The following is a 23,057-nucleotide window of genomic DNA, read 5'->3' on the forward strand; positions in this document are numbered from 1 at the left end:
CGTCGCGCTCAGGCGGCGCTGCGACGCCGCGCGAGCACCAGGCCGCCGACCCCGGCGGCGGCGAGCAGCCCGCCTGAGGCGAGCAGGGCGCCGACATCACCCGCGGTGCCGCCGGCGCCGGCGTCGACGCCGCCGGAGGGCATGGCCATGCCCTCCTCGCCGCCGCCGGTGCTGCTGGAGCCGCTGCTGGCGTAGTCCGTGTTCTCGCAGGCCTGGCCGTCGTCGTCCCGGTCGAGGCCGGACGGGTCGCCGGAGACCCGGTCGAACTCCGCCTGGGCCTCCGCCTGGCTGCTGAAGTCGTCGCAGTCGTAGGGGTCCGCCGCGAGGGCCGGGGAGCCGGCGAGGCCGACGACGCCGGCGGCCAGGGCGATGGACAGAGCGGTGCGGTAGGTGCGCATGTGTCGTGGTTCCCCCGTGTGAGTCGTCTTGCCCAGGTCGAGCACGCATGACGCTAGGCGCGCACTGCACCCCTCGTGCGGCTTTCGGGAGACCCGAACGGGTGACTCTCCGCGATGGAGAGGCAGGACGACGACGGCCCCCGCCCGACTGCGTCGGACGAGGGCCGTGAGGTGGTGCGCCGCCTGGGACTCGAACCCAGAACCCACTGGTTCTGGTCGAGCCGCACCGACGGTGCCACGGTCACGCCGATCCGCCGTGCGGCCGAGCGCCGTGCACCTGGCGAGCGCGAGCTCGCTCCGGCGGCGGCTGCGGCGTGACGCGCTACGGCGCCGCGGTGGTCGGCGTTCAGGCGGCCGTGCCGGTGTCCCCCGATGAGGGGACGCGACGTGCCCACCTTCGTGTGGTTGCCCCAACGACGCGTAGCGCTGTGCATCGAACGGGTGTTCGGGTGGCGCCCATGGGGGAACTGACCGTCACGACGGCGTGGCAGCAGCAGCTCGACGAGTGGGACCGGTGGCTGACCGTCGCCGGACGCCCGTCCACGACTAGAGGTCTGCGGACCTACCACCTGCGCCGGCTCGCGCACCGCTACCGCGACCGGGCGCCCTTCGACCTCACCCATGACGACCTCGTCGGCTGGATGGCCGAGCACGAGTGGGGGCCGTCGACGCTCAGGTCGGTGCGCGCGTCCCTGCGTGGCTTCTACGGGTGGGCTGTGCGCACCCGGCTCCTCGAGGACGACCCGACCACTGCGCTGCCCATCGTGAAGGCGCCTCGGCGGACGCCCCGGCCCACCCCCGACGACGTTCTCCTCGACGCGCTCGAGCGGGCCCCGCTGCGGGAGCGGCTCATGCTCGTCATCGCCCACCGCACCGGCCTGCGCGCCGGGGAGGTTGCCCGCGTCCGCCGCGAGGACGTCGTCCCCGGCGTCGCCGGCGCGTCGCTGCACGTGCGCGGCAAGGGCGCCCGCGAGCGCCTGGTGCCCCTCGACGACGAGCTGGCGCGGATCCTGCGGCTCATGCCCGCCGGGTGGGTCTTCCCGTCCTCGACGAGGCCGGGGGAGCACCTGACCGCGCACACGGTGTCCCGGCTCATGTCCGACGCCCTCGGGCCCGGGTGGACCGCTCACACGCTGCGGCACCGCTACGCCTCGCTGGCCTACTCCGTCGAGCGGGACCTGCGCGCCGTGCAGGAGCTCCTCGGCCACGCCCAGGTCACGACCACGCAGGTCTACACGCTCGTCCCCGACGAGGCCCGACGTCGCGCCGCCGCCGGCGCCGGCGTCATCGGCGGTCACGGCGGCGAGCGCTGGTCGGTGCTGCGGCCGGCGGCGTGACCCGATCGAGTGGCCCCGGTCACGAACCGGTCACGTCGCTGCGAGATGGACGACGCCTCGCAGACCATGCCAGCACCGCACGTCACGACCACGGGGGATCCACCATGCGCCGCTCACTGCTCGTCACCACCACGGCCCTCGCGGCCGCGGCCGCCCTCGCGGGCTGCGCCCTCGGCCAGCCCGCCTCGCCCGCGACCGTCACCGTCACCGCGCCGGCGCCCGCGGCGGCCGAGGAGACGCCCGAGGACGCTGTCGAGGCGGTCCCGGCCGACGTCGAGACCACCGACGGCGCACCGATGGACGACATCGACGTCGAGGACGAGGAGGCGGCCGCCAGCGAGACCGACCTCTTCGCCGACAACAGCGTCGATCCCGGCGCGGCGCCGGTCGGCACCGAGCGGCCCGTCGGCGACTACCGCGTGACGCTGCTGTCCCTCGACCCGGACGCGACCGACGAGGCCGTCGGCGGCAACTTCTTCAACGAGCCGCCCACTAACGGCGCCTACGCCATCGCCCGCGTGAGAGCGACCTACACGGGTAACGACGAAGGCAACGTCAGCTACGACACGTCGATGCACGTGAACGGCACCGACGGCGTCCAGTACACCGACTACGACTGCGCCGCCACGCTCGAGGACGGCGTCTACAGCGCCCCCACCCTCAACAACGGCGGCACCGCCGAGTTCAGCCTCTGCTTCGACGTCCCCCCGGGCGCCCTCGACGACGGCGCCACGTTCGAGGTCCAGGACGACCTCGGCTTCACCGGCGCCAGCGAAGAGTGGGACATCCGCTGACCCACGCGGTCAGCGCGCCACGACGCCCCGCCCACCACTCAGGTGGGCGGGGCGTCGTCGTCCCGGGTCGGCGGCGCGCCGCGGCCGCGGCGAAGGACGCCGCGGCGCTGCAGCAGGTTCCGCACCGCGCTGTGCGACCGGTCGGTGAGCTCGGCGATCTCCCGTAGCGAGCGCCCCGCGGCGTACTGCTCGAGCACGAAGGCGACGAGCTCGGGGTCGGCGTAGGCGCCGCCGCCCTGCCCGGCGGTGCCGGCGAAGCGGGGGAGCGGCCGGAGGACGGGGCGACCCGGGTAGCTCATGGCTCGGGCAGTGACTCGTCTGCGTCGAGGAGGTCGCGCAGGAGGCGCTGCCCGGCGGGCGAGATCTTGAAGAGCGGATTGCCGACGTGGCCGAGGAGGCTCTGGCCCCCCAGCGTGTCGACGAGACCGTCCCGGAGGAGGCCCGCCAGCAGGAGCGAGACCTCCTCTTCGAGCTCTGGAAGCGCGAGGCTCATCTGCCCGGGCGACCAGACGCCCGGCGGATCATCCGCCGGCTCGTCGTCCTGGCTCACCCCCGTTCGTGGAGGGACGTCTCGGTCCATCGTCTCGAGGAGCCAGAGCTGCGGCTCCTCGAGACGGGCGATGGCCTGCGCCCAGAGCCGGTGCTTGTCGCAACTGGCCGGCTCGCGCAGACCAGCGGCCAGAGCGCGCGCGAGCACATGGATCTTCGCCTCTACGACGGCGTCGGCGGCGGCTCGCCACGTCTCGTCCGCCAGCGCGCGCGTGCTCCCGTCGACGCGCATGCGCTGAGCCACCGTCTCCACGCTGACGCCCGCCTGAGCCGAGGCGAGCGCGAGGGCGGTCTGCGCCTGAGCCAGCTGCTGTTCTCGCGGGACCTGGTCGAACCGCGCGAGGACGGCTTCTACGGCGGGCGCCAACATCGCGGCGCCGACAGCCAAGGCTGTCTCGCCGGAGACGCCGGCAGCAGCCACGCCGCCCGCGAGGACGACGCGCGAGGGCGTCTTCCGCCAGTGACGCAAGTGGTTGGTCATCGGGTCGCTTCCGGCGGCGAGCCGACGAGCTGCCGGACCTGGTCTGCAGCGAGGTACGACTCGATGAGGTCGCCGTCGAGGGCGTAGACCACGCGGACGCGGTCGCCGCGGACCTCGCAGATGATCCCGGGTAGGGCCCCGTCGACGTCGTCGCCGAGGCGGGACTCGGCGAGCACCTCGCAGTGCCCTACGCGCATGGGCGGGGACTGGCGGCCCATGAGCCGGTCGAAGGCCCGCGTCGTCGGCGGGGGCGCCGGCGCGTCGAGGTGCCCGTCAACCGAGCGCGCGCCGAGCGGGGTCCCGGGGCCGCGCCGGGGATGCATGCCGCCTGCCATGGGGCAGGAGCGTAGGCGCGGGGGCGGACGGTGAGCTGTCCCTCATCGAGGCGACGAAGCCTGCGAGGGATCGGCCTCGCACCCCCGCTGGCCTGGTTACCCTCCGGCGACCACGTCGCAAGGGGGAAGTTGCCGGGATGTCTCACTCAGCTCAACCGTCCTCACACCTGGGCGCTGGCGAGGTGCTCATCCAGGTGGTGAAGCTCCTCGTGTGGCCCGCCGCAGTCTTCGGCTCGGTCGTGCTGGGGTTGCCGCGCCTCGGTGAAGCGATCGCTGGGCAGGAGACGGACGTGGCCTTCCACTTGGAGACGGGTCTCGGCTTGAGCCTCGGCATCAACGTCTTCCTAGGAGGCGGGCTGCTCGCATCCGAGCGGCTCCGCCGGCGAGCCGAGGGGCGGCTCTCGGCCTCGGTGCAGCCGCCCGGGAGAGCCCATTGAGCCGAACGTGAACAGATCGGCGAGACTGTTCCCGCGGACACGTGAGGCTGCGACGATGCAGCCTCAGGCGCGTTGAGTCCAGGAGGTGGCGTCCCATGGAGGCGTCGGAGCTGATCCTCATGCTGCTGCTGCTGGGCACCACGGCGGCCTTCTTCTACATGCTGATCGTCGTCATGCCGAGCCTCGCACGCACTCGCTTCACGATCCGGCTCTACGACGCGCTGCGTGAGCTCGACCGACTCACCGAGAGCCCGCGGTTGGCCAAGCAGCCTCGTCTGCTGGAGGTTCGCCAGCGCATCCTCGCGCTCATGAGCACGCCGACCCCAATCGGGGCGCGGCCACTGCTGCGCGCCTACCGCTCGATCATGACGGGTGAGGCGCAGAGCCAGATGGAGTCCATGCCCAAGCCCGAGCATCTCGGCCTCACCACCGCGGAGAGGAGCACCGTCGCACGCTGCAACCGGGTGCTGGTCTTCGAGCTGACTCGCAGCGCCTTCCTCGGCAGCGTCGTGTGGCCAGTCCTAGTGCCCGCCTGGTGGATGGCGCGTTGGGTGCTGTCCGGGCGACGTCCTGTGCCCAACGCTGCAGTCGTCGTCGACCGCACGGTCAGCAACCACCGGGACGACTTCTTGCACGTCCGCTAGCGGACCTGCGCGACGAAGAGCGCCCCCGCCCGGCCGTGTGGCCGAGCGGGGGCGCTCTGTCGTGCTGGGCGGTGCTGAGGGCATCAGGTGCCGAAGGGAAGACCGGCAGCGACCGCCCGGTAGGCGGCGTAGTGGTCCGTCGGGTTGCTCGGGCTGCCGTGCGCGAGCGCCTCGAGGAGGTAGGCGCGGGCGTCGCCGCCGAGGTTGGGCACGTCGACCTGCTCGCCTGAGGGCAGACGGACGCTGTACGGGCCCGTGTGCTCAGAGGTGGGCATGGGCGTCACGGTGGTCTCCGGGAGCTCGTGTCCGCCCGGGAGCGTGCTGAGGAAGTGCGCTGCGGCCGGCTCGAGGTAGTGGCTGTCGCCGCGGGGCGCCAGCTCGGTGAAACCGACCGTCGTAACGGTGGGGGCGCCCGGGCGGTTGGTGTAGGCCCCCGCCGCTGGCGGCACTTCTCCGTGCGGGTCGAAGGAGAGCATGATTACCCGGCCCTGCTCGTCAAGTCTGTCCCACCACTGCTGCAGCTCTTCCGTCGTCATGCATCGACGGTAGGGAAGACGGCGGCGGCGCGTGCTCGCCGTGCACAGGGGTACGACGAAGAGCACCCCACTCGCGCTGTCTGGTGGCCGTTCGGGTGGGGGGCGCTGTCGTGCTCGAGGCGCGGCAGGTGAGCGGTCAGGTGCCGAGCTGGTCGTCCTGGACCCACTCCGACCAGGGGTCGGTGTTGGGGAGGATGACGACGCCAGCAGCGGTGAGGACGGCGATGGCGACCTGCAGCCACGCGGACAGGTCGACGCCGTCGCCGAGTACGGCGACGGCGAGCGCCTGCAGCCCTGCGGCGATGGCCGCGGCGGCGAGCTTGGCGTAACGGCGCCACCCGGCCTCGAGGTTCGGGACGAGGTAGACGACGACGGCGCTGACGAGGGCGATGCCCACGTTGATCAGCTCGACGGTGGTGACGGTGTTGTCGGCGAGCGCGGCGACGAGGACGACGAGGACGGCGCCGATGATCGAGGCGACGGCCTTGGCGTAGTTGCTGGCGCGCTCGATGGGCTGGGCGTCGCGGAAGTGGCCGTCGTCGGGGCCGGGGAGGTCGGCGGGGTCGGTGACGGTGCCGCGGGTGGGCTCGCCGGCGGGGGCGGGGTAGGCGGTGGCCATGGTCAGGCTCCGGGGGTGAGGGCGGGCGCCTGGGGGGCGGGCGCGTGGACGGTGACGTCGACGGCGACGGCGCCGCCGGTGAGGGCGGCGCGGACGGCGGCGGTGATCTGGGCCTCGGTGAGGGGGGCGCCGCTGTCGGTGGTGGCGGCGGCGAGGTCGCGAATGGTGCGCTCGACGCGGAGGGCGACGAGGCGGGCATCGGCGGCGTCGGCCTGGGCCTGGGCGGCGTAGCCGAGGACGGTGTCGTCGCGGACGAGCGCGCCAGCCTTGCGGGCGGGCAGGCGGAGGGTGGCCTCGTGCCAGGTCTCGTGGAGCAGCTGGACGAGGGTGCGGCGGCGGCCTCCGCCGACGTCGTGGCCGGTCTCGGCGGAGCGGAAGACCTTGGAGCCCTCGGCGGGCGGGCCCATGTGCTCGACGAGGAGCCGCTCGAGGATGTCGCTGAAGCGGGCGTCGTCGGCGCGGGCGGCCTTCAGCCACGCGTAGACCTCGTCCTGCTGGGCGTCGGTGAGGGCCATGAGGAAGCCTCCTGCTCGGGTGGTGCCGGTGAGGTCGTGGCGGGCCCGGAAGGGGCCCATGGGGAAGTTCGGGTCGGACTTGCGGCCGGCGGGCGCGGCGATCTCCTTGTGGCCGAAGAGCCGGCCGATCGGCAGGCCGAACTCGCGGAGCAGCTCCTCGTTGAGCGCGATGAGCGCGACGAGGACAGTCCCGGACCACGGCTCGGTGGTGCCGTTGTTCGCGACCTCGATGCCGACGGCCCGGGAGTTGCCCTGGTAGGGGTGGAAGGTGCGGCCGGCGTGGTTGGCCAGGCCCGCCGCGATGAGGCGGATCGCGCCGGTGCGGCCGACGCCCCACTGCGCGAGCGGGCCCGGCAGGTCCGACCGGCCGTCGCGGACCACCCGCAGGGACGGGTAGTCGCCGGGCGGCTGGTCGACGGTGTGGTGGTCGACGACGGACTCGACCGCCGTCAGCGACCGACCCTTGTAGCCCCGGTCGACCCAGCCGGGCTCCTCGAGGACGGTGAAGCCGCGAGCGCGCAGCCGGGTCGCGACCCGGGCGAACGCCGCGGCGTGGCGCATGGGCATGAGGTGGCTCCTGCCAGTCGGGGCGGGCATGGGCGAGGGCCGGCACCCGGGGTGGGGTGCCGGCCCTCGCGGGTCGGTCGGCGAGCGCTGCTCGCGAGCGTCAGGTCGGTGGGCTGGGGGTCTCGGTGCGCTGCTCGGGGTCAGGGAGCAGCAGCGGGACGTCGGGCCGCTCGGGGTCCAGGTGGGGTGGCAGGCCGCCGGGCGTGGCGGCGAGCGCGACGCGGAGCTGGTGGGTCTCGGCGACGAGGCGGACCTCGCGGCGGCGGCACTCCTCGAGCTGGGCGCGGTGGCGGGTCTCCTGGGCTTCGCGGCGGGCGTGCTGCTCGGCTTCGACGGCGCGGACCTTCTCGGCGTGGGCGACGTCGCGGGAGCGGAGCTCGGCGGCGTGCTGGCCGTCGCGCTCGGACATGGCGCGGCGGACGCCGGCGAGCTCTTCGCGGACGCCCTCGAGCTCGGCGCGGACCTCGTCGAGCTTCTCGTCCCGCTCGGTCTCGGCCCGCTCGGCGCGCTCCTCTGCGGCCTTGGCGCGCTCCTGGGCGGCGGAGTACCCGTCGTGGCGGAGCTTGGAGATGTCGCCGACGAGCTTGATGGCCAGGCCGATGACGGTGGCGATGCCGGCGAGGACGGCGCCGGCGGCGCCGGCCGTGGCCAGCGGCACCGCGGGGACGGCGGGCGCCGCCGTGAGCGCCGCGGTGGTGAGGAGGTCGGCCAGGGCGGCGGCGGGCGTCACGTGGCGGTGCTCCTGTCGTCGCGGCGGCGGGCGTGATGGCGCCGCTCGGCCGCCGGGGGCAGCCCGGTGAGGGGGTCGGCGGCGAGGGTGCGGACGACGAGGCTGATGTGGACGAGCGTCAGCAGGACCCACAGGACGGCCGCCACCGCGGTGGTGAGGGGGAAGCGGGCGCCCGGTCCTGCGCCGGCCTCGAGCCACCCGCCCGTCAGGGAGGCGGCGTAGGAGACGTAGGTCCCGGCGATGAAGGCGTGCGCGGCGAGCACGACCCAGTTGCGGCGCGCGAGCGGCACGAGCATCGACAGGATCACCGCGAGGGACGCCGCGACGAGGGCGATCCCCCACTCGAGCTGGCCGATCTGGGAGACCCACAGGTTGATCTCCGCGGTCGACGTCGGCGAGCGCACGAGGTCGGCGCCGCGGACGAGGCCGGCGCAGGCGACGACGACCGACAGGGTCGGCGTCATCCACGTCGGCAGCTGCTGCGGCGCCCAAGGGCGCAGGGCGCCCGACATGACGGTGCCGTAGCGGACGCGCTGACGGGCGATCACGTGCCGTTCCTGACCGTCGTGGTGGTCAGGAGCCGCTCGACGCCGCCGGCCCGGTAGACCACCGACTCGACGGGCCGGTCGATGCCGCCGGCCCGGTAGGTCCAGCTGGGAGCCGACGGGGAGGGCGCGGCGTAGGGGCCGGGGTCGGCCGTGGTGTCCCAGGCGTGCTGGTCGGTGAGCATGACCAGGGTGCCGCCGGGGGCGTTGACGAAGCCGTCGTGGGTGCGGTCGAAGCCGCCCGCGCCGAACGGCGCGCTGATGGTCTCGAGGACGACGTCGTCGGCGGCGCGGCGCACGGTCAGGGACTGGGTGGCCCCGTCGATGGCGTGCACGAGCCGGTAGGTGCCCGGCCCGTAGGCGGCGGTGGTCTCGGTCCGCAGCGACTGGACCTCGCGGAGGCCGAGCGTGCCCGTCGCGCGGCGGGTGACCTCCCCGCGGAAGGTAGTCCCGGAGATGACCGAAGACAGGACCGCGTTGCCGGCGGTGGTGGTCCCGTCGTCGAAGGTGACGTACCAGGAGTGCACCAGGGCGCTCCGGGTGCCCGTCAGGAAGCGCAGGAAGCCGGAGCCGTCGGCCGCGGACCGGCGCGCCGCGAAGCCCCCGTCGACGGGCGACGGGGCGTAGACGGCGGCCACGCCGACCTGGGCGGCGTGGACGGTGTCAGCGGCGTCGATCGGCTCGCCGGCGGGGCCCTTGCTGTAGCTCTCCCGCGCGAGCAGCGTCACGGCGTGTACCTCACGACCACGCACGGGTCGGGCAGGTCGGCGGGGAGGGTCGCGCCGGTCGGGAGGGCCACGACGGGGGTGCGGACGTTCGGGGCGGTGACCTTGCCGGTGCCGTCGACGCCGAAGAGCGTGACCCGGTTGTCGCGGGCGTCCTGCACCTCGAGCACCGACCCGACGTGCGCCGGGTCAGCGGCGGCGGTGCGCGAGAAGATCCGCAGCGCGACGGTGTTCACCTTCGCGGGCACGAGGCGGTGCTCGCCGTACTCGTTGACCCACTGCACGAGCGTGCCGGTGGCCTTGCCGACGGCCCGGAACAGCCACTCCCACCGGTTGGGCCAACCGGCCGTCGACGAGCCGTCGTCGACGACCGTGTAGCTCGCGACCAGGCCCGTCGCAGCCGGCTGGTCCCCGCCGAGGGTCGGGGCCGGGCCCGGGGTGCTCGTGCCGCCCTTGCCGGGGCCGAAGCTCAGCGGCATCAGCGCACCGCCTGCACCGAGACGACCGCCGCCGCAGCCGAGAGCAGCTTCACCACGCTGGGGCGGAAGGTCGCCGGCGTCCGCAGGTCCGAGGCGGGGGCGGCGGGGATGACGAAGGAACGGGGCCCGCGGACGGCCGGGTCGGTGCCGTCGACCGTCAGCCACACCGGCGCGGTCGAGGAGTGCACGACCACCTCGACCTCGAGCACCGCCCGCGACGGCAGCGGGCCCGGCGCGGCGGGCTCGGTGGTGAAGCGGATCTCGGTGATGACGCCGGCGGCCAGGTCGACGTGCGCGGCGACCTCCGGGGTCGGGGTGGCGGTCCCGTTGACGGTGACGGTGGGCATGGCTCTCCCGAGGGGCGGGGGCGCGCGAGCGCCCGGCAGGTGGGTGGGCTCAGGTGGTGGGCATGTGGGTGGCGACCACGCCCACCCGGGTGCCGTCGGCCATGAGGGCGGCCAGGCCGGCGTTGCGGACCCGGACCGTCACCGCGGTGCGGGTCTGCGCGGAGACGCCGTCGATGACGACCTTCCCCAGCAGCGACGACGACGCCATGAGCACGGGCGCGGCGACGTAGGTCGCGTCCGGCATGGGCTGCTCGAGCGCCACGACGACGTCGCGGGTGCCGCCGGCGAGCAGCTGCCCGGCGACCGCGACGGCGCCCTTGGTCACGACCTGCCCCCGGGACGGCGGGGGTGGGCCCATCCGCAGTGGCACGGCGCGCTGGGCCTAGGCGCTGAAGAGGGTGGTGCCGTCGCGGACGACGCGGGCGTAGGAGTTCGCGCCGGGCGCGCCGACGACATGGGTCCCGCCGGAGGGGACGGTCACGAAGGCGGACAGGAGAACCTGCGGGGTGCCCGCGAACTCCAGGCCCGTCGTCTGAGGCCAGCGGCCGCCTGCGCGGGAGGTCGCCCGCAGGCCGGTGAAGACGCCGGCGCCGGCGATGCGGAAGCCGGCGCTGTTGGAGTCGGCGAGGAAGCCGGTGACGGTGGCGTCCGCGGAGGAGACGTTGAGGCCGTAGCCGCCGCAGTCCTGCGCGGCGCAGCCGGTGACCTCGCACCGTGACGAGGAGATCTTGATGCCGTCGGCCCCGGTGGTCGACCCGTCGGTGTTGCCGCGGTAGTAGACCTTCGAGTTGGCCAGGCGCGTGTTCCCACCGCCGAGCTCGATGCCGGGGAAGGCGCTGCCGCCGGTGGCGCGGATGTCGCTGATCTGGGAGTCCGAGGAGGAGTCGACGAGGAGGCCCTGCTCGAAGCAGTTGAAGAGGACGCACTCGAAGATCTGCATCTCCCGCGAGCCACCGGACGAGCCGGTGCACCAGATGCCCTTGCCGGCGGCCTTGTGGACGTTGACCCCGGAGATGCGGTTGAAGGGGTCGTTGCCGGTCTTCAGCTCGTAGGTGTCGCCCGTCCCGGCGCCGACGTACTTGATCCCGTGGCCGTTGAAGGCCGAGGCGTTGGCGCGGGCGATCGTGAGGTCGCTGACCCTCGACCGCGTCACGTTGGCGTTGACCAGCTGGATGGCGCCCCGGTCGATGGCGGAGGGGTACATGGGCTGGATGAGGGTGCCGTCACCGGCGCCCCGCAGGTGTGTCGAGGGGTGCATGAGGATCGACGTGGCCCCGTCGTGGCCGACGTAGAAGTTCGGGCCCACGAGCTCGACGCCGACGTACCCCTGGCCCCCGAAGCCGTCAGCGGGGCGGGACGCCTTGACCAGTGCGGCGGTGATCTCCGCCTGGTCGTTGGTGCCGTCGCACACGAAGTCGGCGCCGGCCTTCACGTCGGCGGGCAGGTCCGCGGACGCGACCTTCAACAGCCCCGGGCGGGGCGTCGTGGTCGCCGGCGTGGTGCCCTTGCCGGCGTCGTAGTCCCGCGCCAGCGCGCGCAGCGCCTGCCCGAGCCGGAAGAGGTCCGGGCCGCTCTTGCGGGCGGCCTGGGCGGTGTCCGACGGCAGCGTGGCCGGCGCCGCGTCGTCGAAGGTCTTGAAGTCCGGCTCGCGGTCGATCAGCGCCACGGGTCCTCCTCAGGTGATGGCTGCCGCTTGACGTTCATGCCCACGAGCCGGCCCACGTGCCGGCCCACGTGCTCGAGGTGGTGTCACCCCCGGGGGACTCGCCCCCGGGGGTCAGCGAGGGTCGTAGAGGTTCACCGCCACCCCGGGCGCGTAGGGGCCCGGTCCGACGTTGTTGACGGCCCGGACGTCGTAGAAGTAGCCGTTGCCCGAGCCCAGTCCCGTGTCATCGAGGCTGGTGCCGGTGACCCGCCGCGGGGTGACGGCCCCGATGTCCTGGCCCTGGACGACCCGGCGGACGTCGTAGCCGGTGACCGGCTGCCCCGTCGGCGCCGTCCACGAGACCGTGGCCGTCGTCGTCGAGGTCCTCTGGCCGGTCAGCCCGGTCGGGGCGGCCGGAGCGGCGGTGGCCGTCGTCGGCGCCGTGTAGGTGCCGAGCGTGGCCGCGGCCGAGGGGTCGGAGACGTTGGGCACCGCGTCGAAGGCGACCACGGTGACCCGGTAGGACGACGTCGCGCTGAGGTTCGGCAGCGTGGCGCTGGTCGTCGTCGTCTCGACGGTGACCGAGCTGCCCGAGGCCAGCGAGACGCGGGTGACGCGGTAGCCGCGCACCCCGGTGCCGGCGTCGGTGGACGCCTGCCAGGTCACGCGGCCCTCGGTGTCGCTGGTGCGGGTCGCCACCACCCCGGTCGGTGCGGTCGGTGGGGTGGAGTCCACCGGCGCCGGGGTGGTCGAGCCGCCGCCGGCGGGCGTGGTCGCCCCGATCGTCCCGTCGGTCACCGACACGCCCATCACCGACCGCGAGCCCGGCGGGGTCGCGTTCGGCCCGGTCGGCGCTGAGGTGATGGCCGTGGCGCCGACCGGGCGCACGCCCCGCCAGTCCAGGTGCTGGGGGTAGGTCCCCTCGTCGCGCCAGGACAGGCCCGCGTTGACCTTGCCGTCCATGACGACGTCACGGAGGACCACCGTGCCGTCGTCCATCGCCGATGACCCGTACTGCACCATCTGGATGAAGGCGCCGTCGACGACGCGGCCCTTCTCCAGCAGGACGTTCGACTGCTTCTTCCCGCCGGTCACGTTGCTGGCGATCATCTTCAGCCACATGCCGTCCTGGATGAGGCTGCTCGTGCTGCCGCCCTGGGAGTAGTAGGGCCGCAGGCCCAGGCGGTACCGCGAGCGCAGGAAGGTGAAGCGGCGCAGCTGCACGTCGGAGGTGTTCGCCATGTCGCCGTCGGAGCCGACGAGGATGTTGGCCTGCGCGCCGCCGTCGACGAGCATGTCGGTGACCAGGCAGTGGTGGGTGCCGCCGAAGGCGAGGCCGCGGCCCCAGTCCTGGCCGATGGTGACCGGCGCGTCGAAGTAGATGTTGTAGGGGCGGTTGGCGTCCCCGTTGCTGCGGTAGCCGATGATCCCGTCGTCGTCGCCGCAGTAGACCGAGGTCTTGCGCACGAAGTAGCCGTCGTGGGCGCTGGCGGTGACGTGGGTGCCGTCGGCGTTGGTGTGGTCGGCGACGACGTCGACGATGTGCCAGTCGGAGGGGCCGTTGTAGACCAGGAAGCCGGCGTCGCGGCCCCGCTCGGCGTAGCAGCGGAGCAGGCGGATGCCGACGGCTCCGGCGCCCTCGATGAACCACTGCCCGGAGTCGCCGTTCTTCCCGTCGCCGCGGGTGCCGGGGCGGGCCGGGTACTTGGGGTCGGCGCCGGTGGGGGCCCACAGCTGGTGGACGTCGCGGTAGGTGACGTCCGGGAGCGTGATGCGGGTGCCGGCGGTGTCGTAGCGGTTGGAGGTGAACAGGCACCCGGCGCCGTCGAGGGTGAAGCCGCCGCGGCCGGCGTTCGTCCCGCCGAGGCCACCGTCGAGGTCCATGTGGTTCACGAGGTAGGTGGGGTAGCCGACGACGGCAGTGGTGCCCGTCACGGCGGTCGTGACGGCCTTGGCGAGCGTCGCAGTGCGCCCGTCGCTGCTGACGGCGGTGATGGTCGTGCGGTGCACCCAGTTGTCGAGGGGGTCCGCGGCGCCGGCGTTGCCGGCCGCGAGGGGCCCGTCGGTGCGGCCGGCCCGGTGGACCATGACCTTCTTGCCGACCATCGAGGACGGGAAGGAGCCCGCCGCGGCGGTCAGCGACGTCCCGGACGCCGTCACCGCGGTGACGACCGTGCCGGGCTTCTTGGAGCGCACGACGTCGCCCGGGTTGCAGGCGCGCAGCGCCTCCCGCAGCGGGCCGGTGCCGACGCCCGCGACGAAGTCCGTGCCGTCGACGGCGACGCCGTCGCCGACCGCGCCGAAGTCCTCGAGGAACAGCACCCGGCCGGTGGGCGCGACGAAGCGGGTGGAGTGCGTCAGCGACCACTGCCCGTCGGAGGCCTGCACGCGCACCACACCGCGGTAGCGGCGCCCGGCCACCGGGGCGGCCGTCGACGGGGCGGTCCAGGACTCCGCCGCGCCCTGCGCGACGCCGGAGGTGACCACGACTCGCCCGGCGGTGCCGCCGTCGCCGCCGACCTCCTCGACCCACGCCTCGTAGGCCGTCTGCGTCAGGACCGGCACGTCGACCTCGAGGAGGGTGGACGGGAGCCGGGAGTCGGGCATCGAGGAGACCCACGCCACCTGGAAGCGGCCGCCGGTGCCGGTGGCGCCGCCGACGACGTCGGTCTCGTAGGTCGCCCGGGCGTGCGGCTTGGAGGCGAAGGGGATCCACCAGCGGCAGCCGCTCGGCGGAGCCGGGTTGGTGCCGACGACCTGGTTGGCCACCGAGACCGTCAGCTCCGTCGAGCCGGTGTTGCCCGACCCGTCGGTCGCGAGCGCCCGCAGGGTGATGGGGCCGTTCTGCACGGACGTCGTCGACCAGGCCGGCAGGGACCACTCGAGGTCGGCGCCGGTGCCGGTGAGGGTCGCCAGGCCCAGGTCGATGGTGCCGGCGAAGACGCGCACGGACGTGACGACGACGTCGTCGGAGGTGGTGCCCCGCAGGGTGAGCGTCCCGGCGACCGAGGCCCCGGAGGCGGGGAAGGTGAAGGCGACCAGAGGGGACTGGGTGTCGCTCTTGGACTGCTGCAGCGCGGCGACCTGGTCGCGCAGCTGCTGCACCGACGCGCGGAGCTCGGCGACCGCGAGCGCGGCGGTCGCGTCGACGGTGGCGAGGCGGTCGGTCTCGGTGACGGCGGCGGCGCCGATGTCTCCGCGCAGGGCGGCGGCGTCGACGGCGTCGACGAGCTCGCGGAAGAAGTCCGACGCCGCGGGCAGGCCCTGCAGGCCGAGCTCGCGGACGATGTCGGTGAGCGTGTCCAGGCGCAGGACGCGCTTGCCGCCGGAGCGGGCGTCCTTGATGTCGTCGACGGTCGGCTGGTAGTCGCCGCGCAGGGCGTCCGTCGCGGCGGTGCCGACCTTGACGTTGGAGGTGCCGGCGCCGATGCCCTCGCGCCACGACGACCCGGTGCCGCGCTGCAGCAGCTCGGCGGAGAACGCCGACGCCGACACCCCACCGCCCCCGCCGCTGAAGCCCTGCAGGGCCTCAGCGAGCTCGTCGTCGGTGACGTAGCCGCCGAGGGAGGCCTCGAGGCGCGCCAGGGCAGCGGCCATCTCGGTCACGGTGGCGAGCGCGTCGACGCCGGCGCGGGTGGCCTCGACGGACACCGTCGGCAGCTGCACCGACCCGAAGTCCCACACCGCGGTAGCCGCCGTCGTCAGGACCGCGGGGAAGGTGCCCAGCGCGGCGGACGTCGCCACCTGCGCGAGGGGCTCCCGGGAGACCGGGTCGAACATCGGCAGGACCGCGGTCGACCCCGCCTCGGGGCGCAGGACGCCGGTGGCGCCGCGAGCGGTCGTAGCCCCGTCGGCGGACAGGGCCACGCCCGGAGGGATCGTCCAGCCGGTCGAGCCGTCGGGCAGCGTGGGCATCGGGCCTCCGTAGGCGCGCGAGCGGGGAGGACGCGCCAGAGGCGGCCCTCGCGGGGGACGAGCGGTGTGGGGAGCGCGGTCAGGCGGCGAAAGGCGTGGCGCGCAGCAGCCCCGAGGGCGCGTGGTACTCGCCGCGTGAGGTCCCGTAGACCCGCTCGGCGACGACGTAGACCTTCTGGGAGCCGGTGAAGACCTGGTTGTAGGGCGTCGTGACCAGCTGCCGCCAGATCGCCCTCTCCTGCTCCCGGCCGCCCAGGCACAGCAACTGCCCGATCTGCGGGCCCGTGGCGGAGCCGACGCGGGCGAAGAAGTCGAAGCGGGTGCCAGAGCCCTCGGCGCCGGCCCAGAAGCCCCAGTCGACCGCGAGGCGGTACGGGCGCCCCGGGTCGGGGACCGCGACCTCGCCGAGGGTGATCGTGTCGGAGTTCCAGATCTTCCAGTTCGCGTCCCCACGGACCGGGGACGCCGACCGGGTCGTGTACATGCCGCCGGCGGCCGAGTCGAGGACGCCGCCGCGCTCGACGAAGCCCTGCACGACGATGTTGCCCGCGGCGTCGCGCCAGTAGCGGAAGGCCTCCCCGTTCGGCTTGCGCACCTCGGTGCCCGCCGGGGCGTCGCCGCCGCGGCCCAGGGCCGCCGCGAAGTCGCTGAGGGTGGCGTACTGCGGGGACGCCACCACCCGCAGGTCGTCGATCGCCTGCACGGCCGTCGAGCCACCCCGCACCCGCACCCGAGCCAGCATCTGGTCGGCGACCACGCCCGGGTTCTTCGCCAGCGACGACGGGACCGCCGCATTCGACGAGCCGCCCGCCACCCGGGTGAAGGCACTAGTGCCCTCCGGGGTCGGCCGCCAGTCCCGGCGCACCGTGATCCAGTCCCACCGGTCGGCCGTCCCGGACGGCACCGGCAGGGTCATCCGGAACGCCGCGTCCGTGGTGTCCCGCACCGCGTCCCCGACACCCGCCCCGGGCGCGATCTGGATGGTCGGCTCCGGCTGACCCGGCACCGCCGTGACCTTCCACGACCCGTCGCCCAGCACCACCGGCAGGCTCCCCAGGGCCGCGCCCCACACCGCGAGCTGCCCCTCGGTGATCGTGCCGTCGTAGCCGATGGACTCCACGAACGGGGCGACGAGCGGCATGGGGGTCTCCTACCTGCGGGTGAGCCTGCGGACGGTCGACTGCGCCTTCTTCAGCGCCTTGATGAGCACCACGTCGGGGGACTCGTCCCGGTCGCCCACCGACAGGGCCGGGACCTGCTGCTGACCGCCCCAGGAGACGGTCACCTCCCGCAGCCGCTCCGTGAGCTGCACACCGCCCGCGAGCGCCATCGGCAGGCGGGCGCCCAGCTGCACCGCGCCGGTGCCGAAGCGGAAGGTCCTCGTCTCGGAGAGCTGCACCGAGGCTGAGCCGCGGGGAGCGCCCTCAGCGAGCGCGGCCGCGCCGCGGGCGGCGAGCTCGGCCTCGTACTCGGTGCGCTCGGTCGCGACGAGCGCGGCCGCGGCGCTCTTCTGGGCGGTGGTGGCGTCGGGGTCCTCGGCCAGGCGCTCCTGGTCGGCGAGCGCGCGGTCGAGGTCGGAGCGGGCGTCGCGGGCGTCGACGGTCGTCTCGATCGCGACGTTGTACTGGGCCTCGAGGGGGTAGTCGGCGAAGTGCCGCAGGTCCCGGTCCTTGCCCTCGCCGCCGCCCATGACGATGACGCGGGTGGCGGTGGGACGGCCGAGGCTGACGCGGGAGGAGCGCACGACGCCGGAGGCCTTCGTCAGGCGCACCGGGTAGGTGGGGGGCTCGTGGACGTCGAGGACGAGGCCGGTGCGGCGGTGCTCGGGCCCGGTGGGGCGGATGGTGAGGCCGAGGCCGGCTTCCTCGAGGAGGGGGTAGACGAGCTCGTCGAGCTGGTCGAAGCGGGACCGGACGGTGACCTTCGGCAGCCCGCGGCCGAGGTTGGGGGCGATCTGCACGGGTAGGCCGACGCGGGCGAACTGCCCACCCACGATGGCCTTCACGACGCCCTCGGTGGTGCCCCGCCAGGTGGCGTACTCCCGGCCCTGGTCCTCGATGGGGCGGGAGGCGTCGACCCACCCGAGGGTCTGGCGGAGCAGCTCGGCGTAGTCGAAGACCTGCAGGCGCAGGACCTCGACGTCGCCGGTGTCCTCGGGCTCGACGACGGTGCGACCGCCGAGGAGGTACTGGTCGCGCCAGTCGACCTCCACGCGGGCGGCCTGCTGCTGCAGGGCCGTCGCGCGCGGGTGGTCGAGGGGCACCTCGATCGTCGCCGTGCTGACGCCGAGGTGGCGGCCCGTGGCGACGAGCAGCCGCGGCGCGCCGAGCAGCCCCAGGCGCCGCCGCTCCCGGTCGTAGACCCGCACCCGGAACGGATGCGCCTCGTCGGGCTCCAGGGCGGCGAGGACGGCAGCCGCGGCGGGGGAGGGCACCTCAGAACCCCCTGTCGTGCAGCGGGACGAGGGAGGCGCCCACCAGGCCCGTGCCGCCGTCCATGCGGATCGTCAGGGGCACGTCCCGCCCCGGCGGCACCGGGGCGAAGGACAGGCGGGTCAGCTCGTGGGTGCGGTCGCCCGCCGAGCCGGGCGCCGCGATGTCGCGGACCCGCACCCGCCCCGCCTCGTCGAACGTCGGCCGCCCGGCGGCGTCGGTGACGACGGTCGCCTCGAGCGCCCACTGACGGCCCGGGTCGCCGTCGAGGACGACGGCGCGCCCGTCGGCGATCTCGAAGCCGAGGATGTCGACCTTCCCGTTCACGCCGAGCTGCAGGCCCGGCGGGCACGGCCCGCACGCGATCCACTCGACCCACGTCTCGACGTCGCCCGGGTTGTCGATCCGCGCGCGGGCGAAGGAGGACCCCGAGCCGATGACCAGCGGCGGGCCGGCGCCCGGCTCACCGACCGGGCCGCCGCCGAGGAAGGACCGCGGCTCGGCCGACTTGAAGGCCGTGACGACCGGCTCGCCCTCCCAGTACGGCTGGTCGTCGGCCATCAGCGACACCCGGTAGCGGGCCCACCCGAAGCGCACCGGGTCCCGCAGGTACGCCCACTCGCCGTCGGACTCGAACCGGCACGTCAGCGTCCGCGCCGGCCGCCCCGGCGCCCGGACCGTGAAGCGGCCCGGGCGCCGCGGCGACATGGTCCGCCAGAAGGCCTCCTCCTGGTCGAGGTAGGCCTGCTCGTCGCCCTTGGAGAAGACGTACAGGTCCCACTCCACCGGGCGGGGCTTCGCCTGCCACGACAGCCACCGCTCACCCGGCAGCGCCGGCGAGGAGTCCCGCCGGTGCTCGCCGGGCCCCTTCCCCAGGCCCTTCGTGCCCGTCGTCAGCCGCACCGTCGACCCAGCCGCGTTCAGCGGCCAGACCGACCCGTCCCAGCCCTCCCACGTCAGCTCCAGCGCCTCCCGCGGCGGGACCGCGGGGAAGGGCTGCGTGGGCGGGAGGTAGGCGGCGGGGAAGACCCCGACGCTCACGACAGCAGCCCCGCCGCCGCGAGCGCGTCCCGCTGCGAGCGCTGCAGCTCGCGGAGGTCCTCGTCGCTGCGGATGACGACGTCGCCCGACACGTAGAGCCCTCCGATCTGCTGCTCGCCGGCGCCGGTCAGCTGCCCGCGCTGCTCGACGAGCTCGACGAGCCGCTCGAGCACCGGCAGGGACCGGTCGTAGGTGTCGGTCTGCCGGGGCGAGAGGACCCGCTCGGGGCGGGGCGTCAGCTTCGGCAGGTAGCCGCGGCCGGTGGCCACGCCGCCGTCGTCGTAGACGCCGAGGCGGCGAGGGTTGATGAAGGAGCCGTTGAGCTTGACGTTCTGGTGCAGGTGCTTGCCCGTCACGCCGCCCGTGGCGCCCTCGAGGCCGACCAGGCCGCCCCGGGCGATGACCTGCCCGGCGCGCGCCTGGATGGCGCGCAGGTGGGCGTAGCCCGTGACGTAGCCACCGGCGTGGGCGATCTGCACGAAGTTGCCGTAGGACCCCGAGGGTCCCGCCGACAGCACCCGCCCGGCCTGCATGGCGTAGACCTGCCCGCCGTTGGCGCCGCCGGCGAGGTCGATGCCGTTGTGCAGGCGCATCACCCGACGGATCGGGTGGAAGCGCATGCCGAACTCGCTGGTGACCCGCCCGCCGCGCATCGGCCGCATCCACGGCCCGGCGGTCGGCGGCAGCGGCCCCGTCCCGTTCGACGTCGCCACCGCCGCCGCGGCCGCGGCCTTGTTGACCGCGCCCGTCATCGTGGAGACCGCCGCAGCGCCCTCCTGCACCAGCCGCAGCGACGACGCGTTGAGCGTGCCCACCAGGTCGTCGATCGCGCCCGTGGGCGGCGTCGTGCTCGTGACGTGCACGCCGCGCCCCGTGCGGCCCGGGGAGGACGAGGAGCCCTGTCGGCGCGCCAGCTCGGCGCGGGCAGCCGCCGCAGCCGCAGCGCCCGCCGCGGTGCCGCCAGCCGTGCGCGGACGCCACGACCCGTCCTCGAACATGACGTCCGTGGCCGCGTCGTAGGCGCGGCCGAAGCGGGCCGCCGACTCCCGGCCGTTGACGACCGGACCGCCGTCACGACGACGAAGCACGCCGCGACGCATCGCCTCGACAGCGGCGTGCCCACCCGCGGCGGAGACCTCCTTCGCCGACCAGACGTGCTCGTTGTTCGAGAGCATCGCCGGGATCGAGTCGGAGGTCTCCGTGCCGGGGCCGCGCACGGCACCGCCCGACGCAAGCATCTTGCGCGCGAGCGCTTGCGCCTCGGACGCCGAGACGCCGCGGGAGGCGGCCAGGTACTTCGCGCCGGCGTCGAGCTGGGCGCGGATGTTGACGTCGCGGTCCTGGATGCCCGACAGCTGTGCGTTGACCTTGTCCTTGAACTTCGAGAACTCGTCGGCCGCCGTCTGCAGCTTGGGGCCGATGCCCGGCACCCAGCCGAAGGCGTCGGCCGCGCCCCGGATGACCTTCTCGACCAGGTCGAGGAAGGACCCGACGGCCGCTCGCGCGCCCTCACGGAAGGCGATCTTGACGACCTCCCAGACGGCGGAGAGTCGGTCCCGGAACTCCTGGAAGCGCAGCCACCCGTCGATGACCGCGGCGACGAGGGCCTGGAAGACCGGCTGCAGGACGTTCTCCCACATCCAACGGCCGGCGTCGGCGACCGCACGCAGCGCGCCGTCGACGATGTTCCTGAAGGTCTCGCTGTTCTTGTAGGCGAAGACCAGCCCGCCGACGAGGAGGGCGAGCGCGGCGATGACCAGCCCGATGGGGTTGGCCGTCATCGCCGCGTTGAGCGCCCACTGCGCGGCCGTCATCGCTCCGGTCGCGACCGTCGAGGCGACCTGCGCCACTCGAGCCGCCACGGTCGCGGCCACCTGCTTCGTGGACGCGACGACGCCGCCGTTCTTCGCGACCGTGCTCGCGACCTCCGAGGCGGTCGCGCCCTTGGTCGCCGCGGACGACGCGTTGATCGCCACGGTGTTCGCCGCGAGCGCCGCGGTGTGCCGCTGGTTGGAGAGGATCTCCGCGACCCGCAGGGGCACCGCGGCGGCCATGGCGACGTTCCCGGCCGCCTGGGCGACCTTGACGGCGACGAAGCCGGCCACGAGCAGCGGCATGAGCTCGATGAGCGTGTCGACGTGGTCGGCGAAGAAGCCGAGCACGGGAGCCGCGACCGAGAGGACGTCCGAGAGGGACGGGACCTCGCGGATGAGCTCGACGACGAAGGGCAGCAGCTCGCCCGCCGACGTCGCGATCGACGACAGGGCGGGGCCGAGCTCGTCGCCGTCGCCGGCGGCGCCCTTGATGGCCGCGCCGAGGGAGGACCAGTCGAAGGCGGCGATCGCGTCGACGGCGTCGCGGGCGGCGTAGGCGGCGTCACCGACGCGGCCGAGCCACCCGACGGTGGTGACGTCCTCGCCGGCGAAGGCCGCACGGGCGACGGTGGCGGCGCGCTGCACCTGGTCGCCGGCGTCCTTGACGACGTCGATGACCTCGCCGATCTTCACGCCGGCGCGCTCCATGTCGCCGACGAAGCCGTCGGAGGTGACGTCGCCGTCGCGCATGGCGTCGAAGAGAGCGCGCACGCCGAGGCCGGCCGTGTTCGCCCGGCCGGTGAAGCCGTCGATCGGGCCGCGGCGGTCCAGCCCGACGATGAAGGCGCCGACCTGCTCGGCGGCGTCACCGAGCGCCGCACCGACCGCGGGCGCCTTCTCCTCGGCGAGGGCCGTCAGCGCGGGCAGCACCGCGGTGTTGACCTGGTTGACCAGGGTCGTCTGCGCGGGCAGGAGGCCCTTGCCGATGACGCCGGTGAGGTTGCCCCACCCGGCGGCGGCGATCCGCTGCGCGTTGGCCAGGCCCGTCGAGGTGTTGGCGAAGTCGCCCTGCACGTCGGCGGTCTGCTGGGTGATGAGCGCGAGGGTGGCCTGCGCCTTGGCGTTGGCGTCGAGGGCGCCCTTGCCGGAGTACATGCCCATCTCGAGCGCCTTGGCCTTCACCCGGGCGTCGTCGATGGTCACGTTGAAGGCGCGGATCGGCTCGGTCTCCCCGCGCAGGGCGGCGCCGATCGCCTCGACGGCCTGCGCCGGGTCCTTGTTGAAGGCCGACCCCAGGTCGGCGCCGAGAGTCAGCACCGCCTTCGACGTCTGCGCCGACTCGCTACGCGTGTAGCCCATGTTGTTGAGCAGGCCGCCGATGTTCGACGCCGCCTGCCGCGCCGCTGCCTCGGTGAGGCCGATGGACTGCGCGCTGGTCTTGAAGAAGGTGTCCAGCTCCGGCGTGGCCTCGCGGAAGGTCAGCGAGACGACGTTCATCGACTCGTCCAGGTCGGAGGCCTGAGCGACGGCGTCCTTGAAGAACGAGCCGACCTGCAGCGCACCGAAGGCCGCCGCGGCGACGCCGGCCGCCCGGCGCATCGTGCGGCCGATGCGCTCGGGGACCTCGCGGTCGAAGCGCCGCGTGTCCGGGCGCACCTCCACCTCGGACGCGCCGGAGCGCTCCACCCGCCGGGCCGCGTCCTCCACGCGGGTCTGCAGCTCGCGGGGCAGGCGGGCGCCGTCGACGCCCACCTCGACGTCACCGGCGCCCGAGCGGGACACCCGGCGCGACGCCTCGATGACCCGGCCCTCGAGGACCCGCGGCAGACGGCGCGTGTCCGCGCCCACCTCGACGTCCGCGCCGCCCCCGCGGGAGACCCGCGCGGTGATGGCCCGCACGTCCGCCTGCAGCTGGCGGGGCAGCTGGCGGGTGTCCGCGCCAACCTCGACGTCGGTGACGCCGCGGCCCGACGCCCGGGAGAAGATCGCCCGCAGGTCACGCTCGAGCTCGCGGGGGAACACAGAGGTGTCCGGGCGCACCGTCACGAAGGCGTCGCCGAGGGTGCGAGCCACGAGCACCTACCCCCTCGACGACGTCCGTACCCGCCAGGACGGGCCTCAGCCCGCCTCGGCTTCCATCTGCGCGATCAGCGCCCGCCGCGACGTCGACGG

The 23,057-nt window shown here is 74.3% G+C and carries 23 protein-coding genes; 4 read left to right on the forward strand and 19 right to left on the reverse strand.

Annotated features, from left to right (window positions below):
* Window positions 1-8 precede the first annotated feature (8 nt).
* Window positions 9-443 carry an excalibur calcium-binding domain-containing protein gene (locus tag HLB09_RS00655; protein WP_212755673.1) on the reverse strand — a complete coding sequence of 145 codons (435 nt, stop codon included), beginning with the start codon at window positions 441-443 and terminating at the stop codon, window positions 9-11.
* Between the two features lie 413 nt (window positions 444-856).
* On the opposite strand from HLB09_RS00655, the gene HLB09_RS00660 reads away from it, so the two are divergent.
* Entirely contained in the window at window positions 857-1,735 is an 879-nt protein-coding gene (locus HLB09_RS00660) for a tyrosine-type recombinase/integrase (RefSeq protein WP_171201486.1), read from the forward strand.
* 104 nt (window positions 1,736-1,839) lie between these two features.
* The gene (locus HLB09_RS00665; RefSeq protein ID WP_171201487.1) at window positions 1,840-2,529 is read left to right on the forward strand and encodes a DUF4352 domain-containing protein; all 690 of its coding nucleotides are present in this window, start codon (window positions 1,840-1,842) and stop codon (window positions 2,527-2,529) included.
* A gap of 38 nt (window positions 2,530-2,567) precedes the next feature.
* Here HLB09_RS00665 and HLB09_RS00670 read toward each other — a convergent pair whose 3' ends face one another.
* Genes HLB09_RS00670 through HLB09_RS00680 form a run of 3 tightly spaced genes read right to left on the reverse strand, consistent with a single transcriptional unit; the run spans window position 2,568 to window position 3,894 of the window.
* Window positions 2,568-2,828, reverse strand: a complete 261-nt coding sequence (locus tag HLB09_RS00670) for a helix-turn-helix domain-containing protein (protein ID WP_171201488.1) — start codon at window positions 2,826-2,828, stop codon at window positions 2,568-2,570.
* Window positions 2,825-3,499, reverse strand: a complete 675-nt coding sequence (locus HLB09_RS00675) for a hypothetical protein (protein WP_171201489.1) — start codon at window positions 3,497-3,499, stop codon at window positions 2,825-2,827. Before HLB09_RS00675 ends, HLB09_RS00670 begins: the two co-directional genes overlap by 4 nt.
* Before the next feature lie 56 nt (window positions 3,500-3,555).
* Window positions 3,556-3,894, reverse strand: a complete 339-nt coding sequence (locus HLB09_RS00680; protein WP_171201490.1) for a hypothetical protein — start codon at window positions 3,892-3,894, stop codon at window positions 3,556-3,558.
* Between the two features lie 182 nt (window positions 3,895-4,076).
* Between HLB09_RS00680 and HLB09_RS00685 the strand changes: the two genes are divergently transcribed.
* Both HLB09_RS00685 and HLB09_RS00690 read left to right on the forward strand, forming a co-directional pair.
* Window positions 4,077-4,331 (forward strand): hypothetical protein, encoded by a 255-nt coding sequence (locus HLB09_RS00685; RefSeq protein WP_171201491.1) that lies wholly within the window; start codon window positions 4,077-4,079, stop codon window positions 4,329-4,331.
* A 95-nt stretch (window positions 4,332-4,426) separates the two neighbouring features.
* Window positions 4,427-4,975, forward strand: a complete 549-nt coding sequence (locus HLB09_RS00690) for a hypothetical protein (protein ID WP_171201492.1) — start codon at window positions 4,427-4,429, stop codon at window positions 4,973-4,975.
* Between the two features lie 83 nt (window positions 4,976-5,058).
* Here HLB09_RS00690 and HLB09_RS00695 read toward each other — a convergent pair whose 3' ends face one another.
* The 15 genes from HLB09_RS00695 to HLB09_RS19640 form a co-directional block, all read right to left on the reverse strand.
* Window positions 5,059-5,511, reverse strand: coding sequence for a hypothetical protein (locus HLB09_RS00695; protein ID WP_171201493.1), 453 nt, complete (start codon window positions 5,509-5,511; stop codon window positions 5,059-5,061).
* A 136-nt stretch (window positions 5,512-5,647) separates the two neighbouring features.
* Window positions 5,648-6,130: a hypothetical protein gene (locus HLB09_RS00700; RefSeq protein WP_171201494.1), complete on the reverse strand. Its 483-nt coding sequence runs from the start codon at window positions 6,128-6,130 to the stop codon at window positions 5,648-5,650.
* Window positions 6,131-6,132: 2 nt separating this feature from the next.
* Window positions 6,133-7,212, reverse strand: coding sequence for a peptidoglycan recognition protein family protein (locus HLB09_RS00705; protein ID WP_171201495.1), 1,080 nt, complete (start codon window positions 7,210-7,212; stop codon window positions 6,133-6,135).
* Between the two features lie 100 nt (window positions 7,213-7,312).
* Window positions 7,313-7,942, reverse strand: a complete 630-nt coding sequence (locus tag HLB09_RS00710) for a hypothetical protein (protein ID WP_171201496.1) — start codon at window positions 7,940-7,942, stop codon at window positions 7,313-7,315.
* A complete protein-coding gene (locus HLB09_RS00715) occupies window positions 7,939-8,490 on the reverse strand; it encodes a hypothetical protein (protein ID WP_171201497.1) in 552 nt (183 codons plus the stop codon). The genes HLB09_RS00710 and HLB09_RS00715 overlap by 4 nt, the downstream gene beginning before the upstream one ends.
* Entirely contained in the window at window positions 8,487-9,215 is a 729-nt protein-coding gene (locus HLB09_RS00720; RefSeq protein WP_171201498.1) for a hypothetical protein, read from the reverse strand. Before HLB09_RS00720 ends, HLB09_RS00715 begins: the two co-directional genes overlap by 4 nt.
* A complete protein-coding gene (locus tag HLB09_RS00725) occupies window positions 9,212-9,691 on the reverse strand; it encodes a hypothetical protein (RefSeq protein WP_171201499.1) in 480 nt (159 codons plus the stop codon). The genes HLB09_RS00720 and HLB09_RS00725 overlap by 4 nt, the downstream gene beginning before the upstream one ends.
* Window positions 9,691-10,038, reverse strand: coding sequence for a hypothetical protein (locus HLB09_RS00730; protein ID WP_171201500.1), 348 nt, complete (start codon window positions 10,036-10,038; stop codon window positions 9,691-9,693). The genes HLB09_RS00725 and HLB09_RS00730 overlap by 1 nt, the downstream gene beginning before the upstream one ends.
* Window positions 10,039-10,087: 49 nt before the next feature.
* Window positions 10,088-10,363, reverse strand: a complete 276-nt coding sequence (locus HLB09_RS00735) for a hypothetical protein (protein WP_171201501.1) — start codon at window positions 10,361-10,363, stop codon at window positions 10,088-10,090.
* 57 nt (window positions 10,364-10,420) lie between these two features.
* Complete coding sequence (locus HLB09_RS00740; RefSeq protein ID WP_171201502.1) at window positions 10,421-11,704, reverse strand: right-handed parallel beta-helix repeat-containing protein; 1,284 nt, start codon at window positions 11,702-11,704, stop codon at window positions 10,421-10,423.
* A gap of 111 nt (window positions 11,705-11,815) precedes the next feature.
* Window positions 11,816-15,598 carry a fibronectin type III domain-containing protein gene (locus tag HLB09_RS00745; RefSeq protein ID WP_171201503.1) on the reverse strand — a complete coding sequence of 1,261 codons (3,783 nt, stop codon included), beginning with the start codon at window positions 15,596-15,598 and terminating at the stop codon, window positions 11,816-11,818.
* A gap of 79 nt (window positions 15,599-15,677) precedes the next feature.
* The gene (locus HLB09_RS00750; RefSeq protein ID WP_171201504.1) at window positions 15,678-16,739 is read right to left on the reverse strand and encodes a hypothetical protein; all 1,062 of its coding nucleotides are present in this window, start codon (window positions 16,737-16,739) and stop codon (window positions 15,678-15,680) included.
* 9 nt (window positions 16,740-16,748) lie between these two features.
* A complete protein-coding gene (locus HLB09_RS00755) occupies window positions 16,749-18,032 on the reverse strand; it encodes a Gp37-like protein (protein ID WP_171201505.1) in 1,284 nt (427 codons plus the stop codon).
* A 1-nt stretch (window position 18,033) separates the two neighbouring features.
* On the reverse strand, window positions 18,034-19,071 hold the full coding sequence (locus tag HLB09_RS00760; RefSeq protein ID WP_171201506.1) for a hypothetical protein: 1,038 nt from the start codon (window positions 19,069-19,071) through the stop codon (window positions 18,034-18,036).
* Window positions 19,068-22,958: a peptidoglycan DD-metalloendopeptidase family protein gene (locus HLB09_RS19640; RefSeq protein WP_171201507.1), complete on the reverse strand. Its 3,891-nt coding sequence runs from the start codon at window positions 22,956-22,958 to the stop codon at window positions 19,068-19,070. Before HLB09_RS19640 ends, HLB09_RS00760 begins: the two co-directional genes overlap by 4 nt.
* Window positions 22,959-23,057: the final 99 nt, after the last annotated feature.

Source organism: Pseudokineococcus marinus, from assembly GCF_013004605.1.
Taxonomy (GTDB): domain Bacteria; phylum Actinomycetota; class Actinomycetes; order Actinomycetales; family Quadrisphaeraceae; genus Pseudokineococcus; species Pseudokineococcus marinus.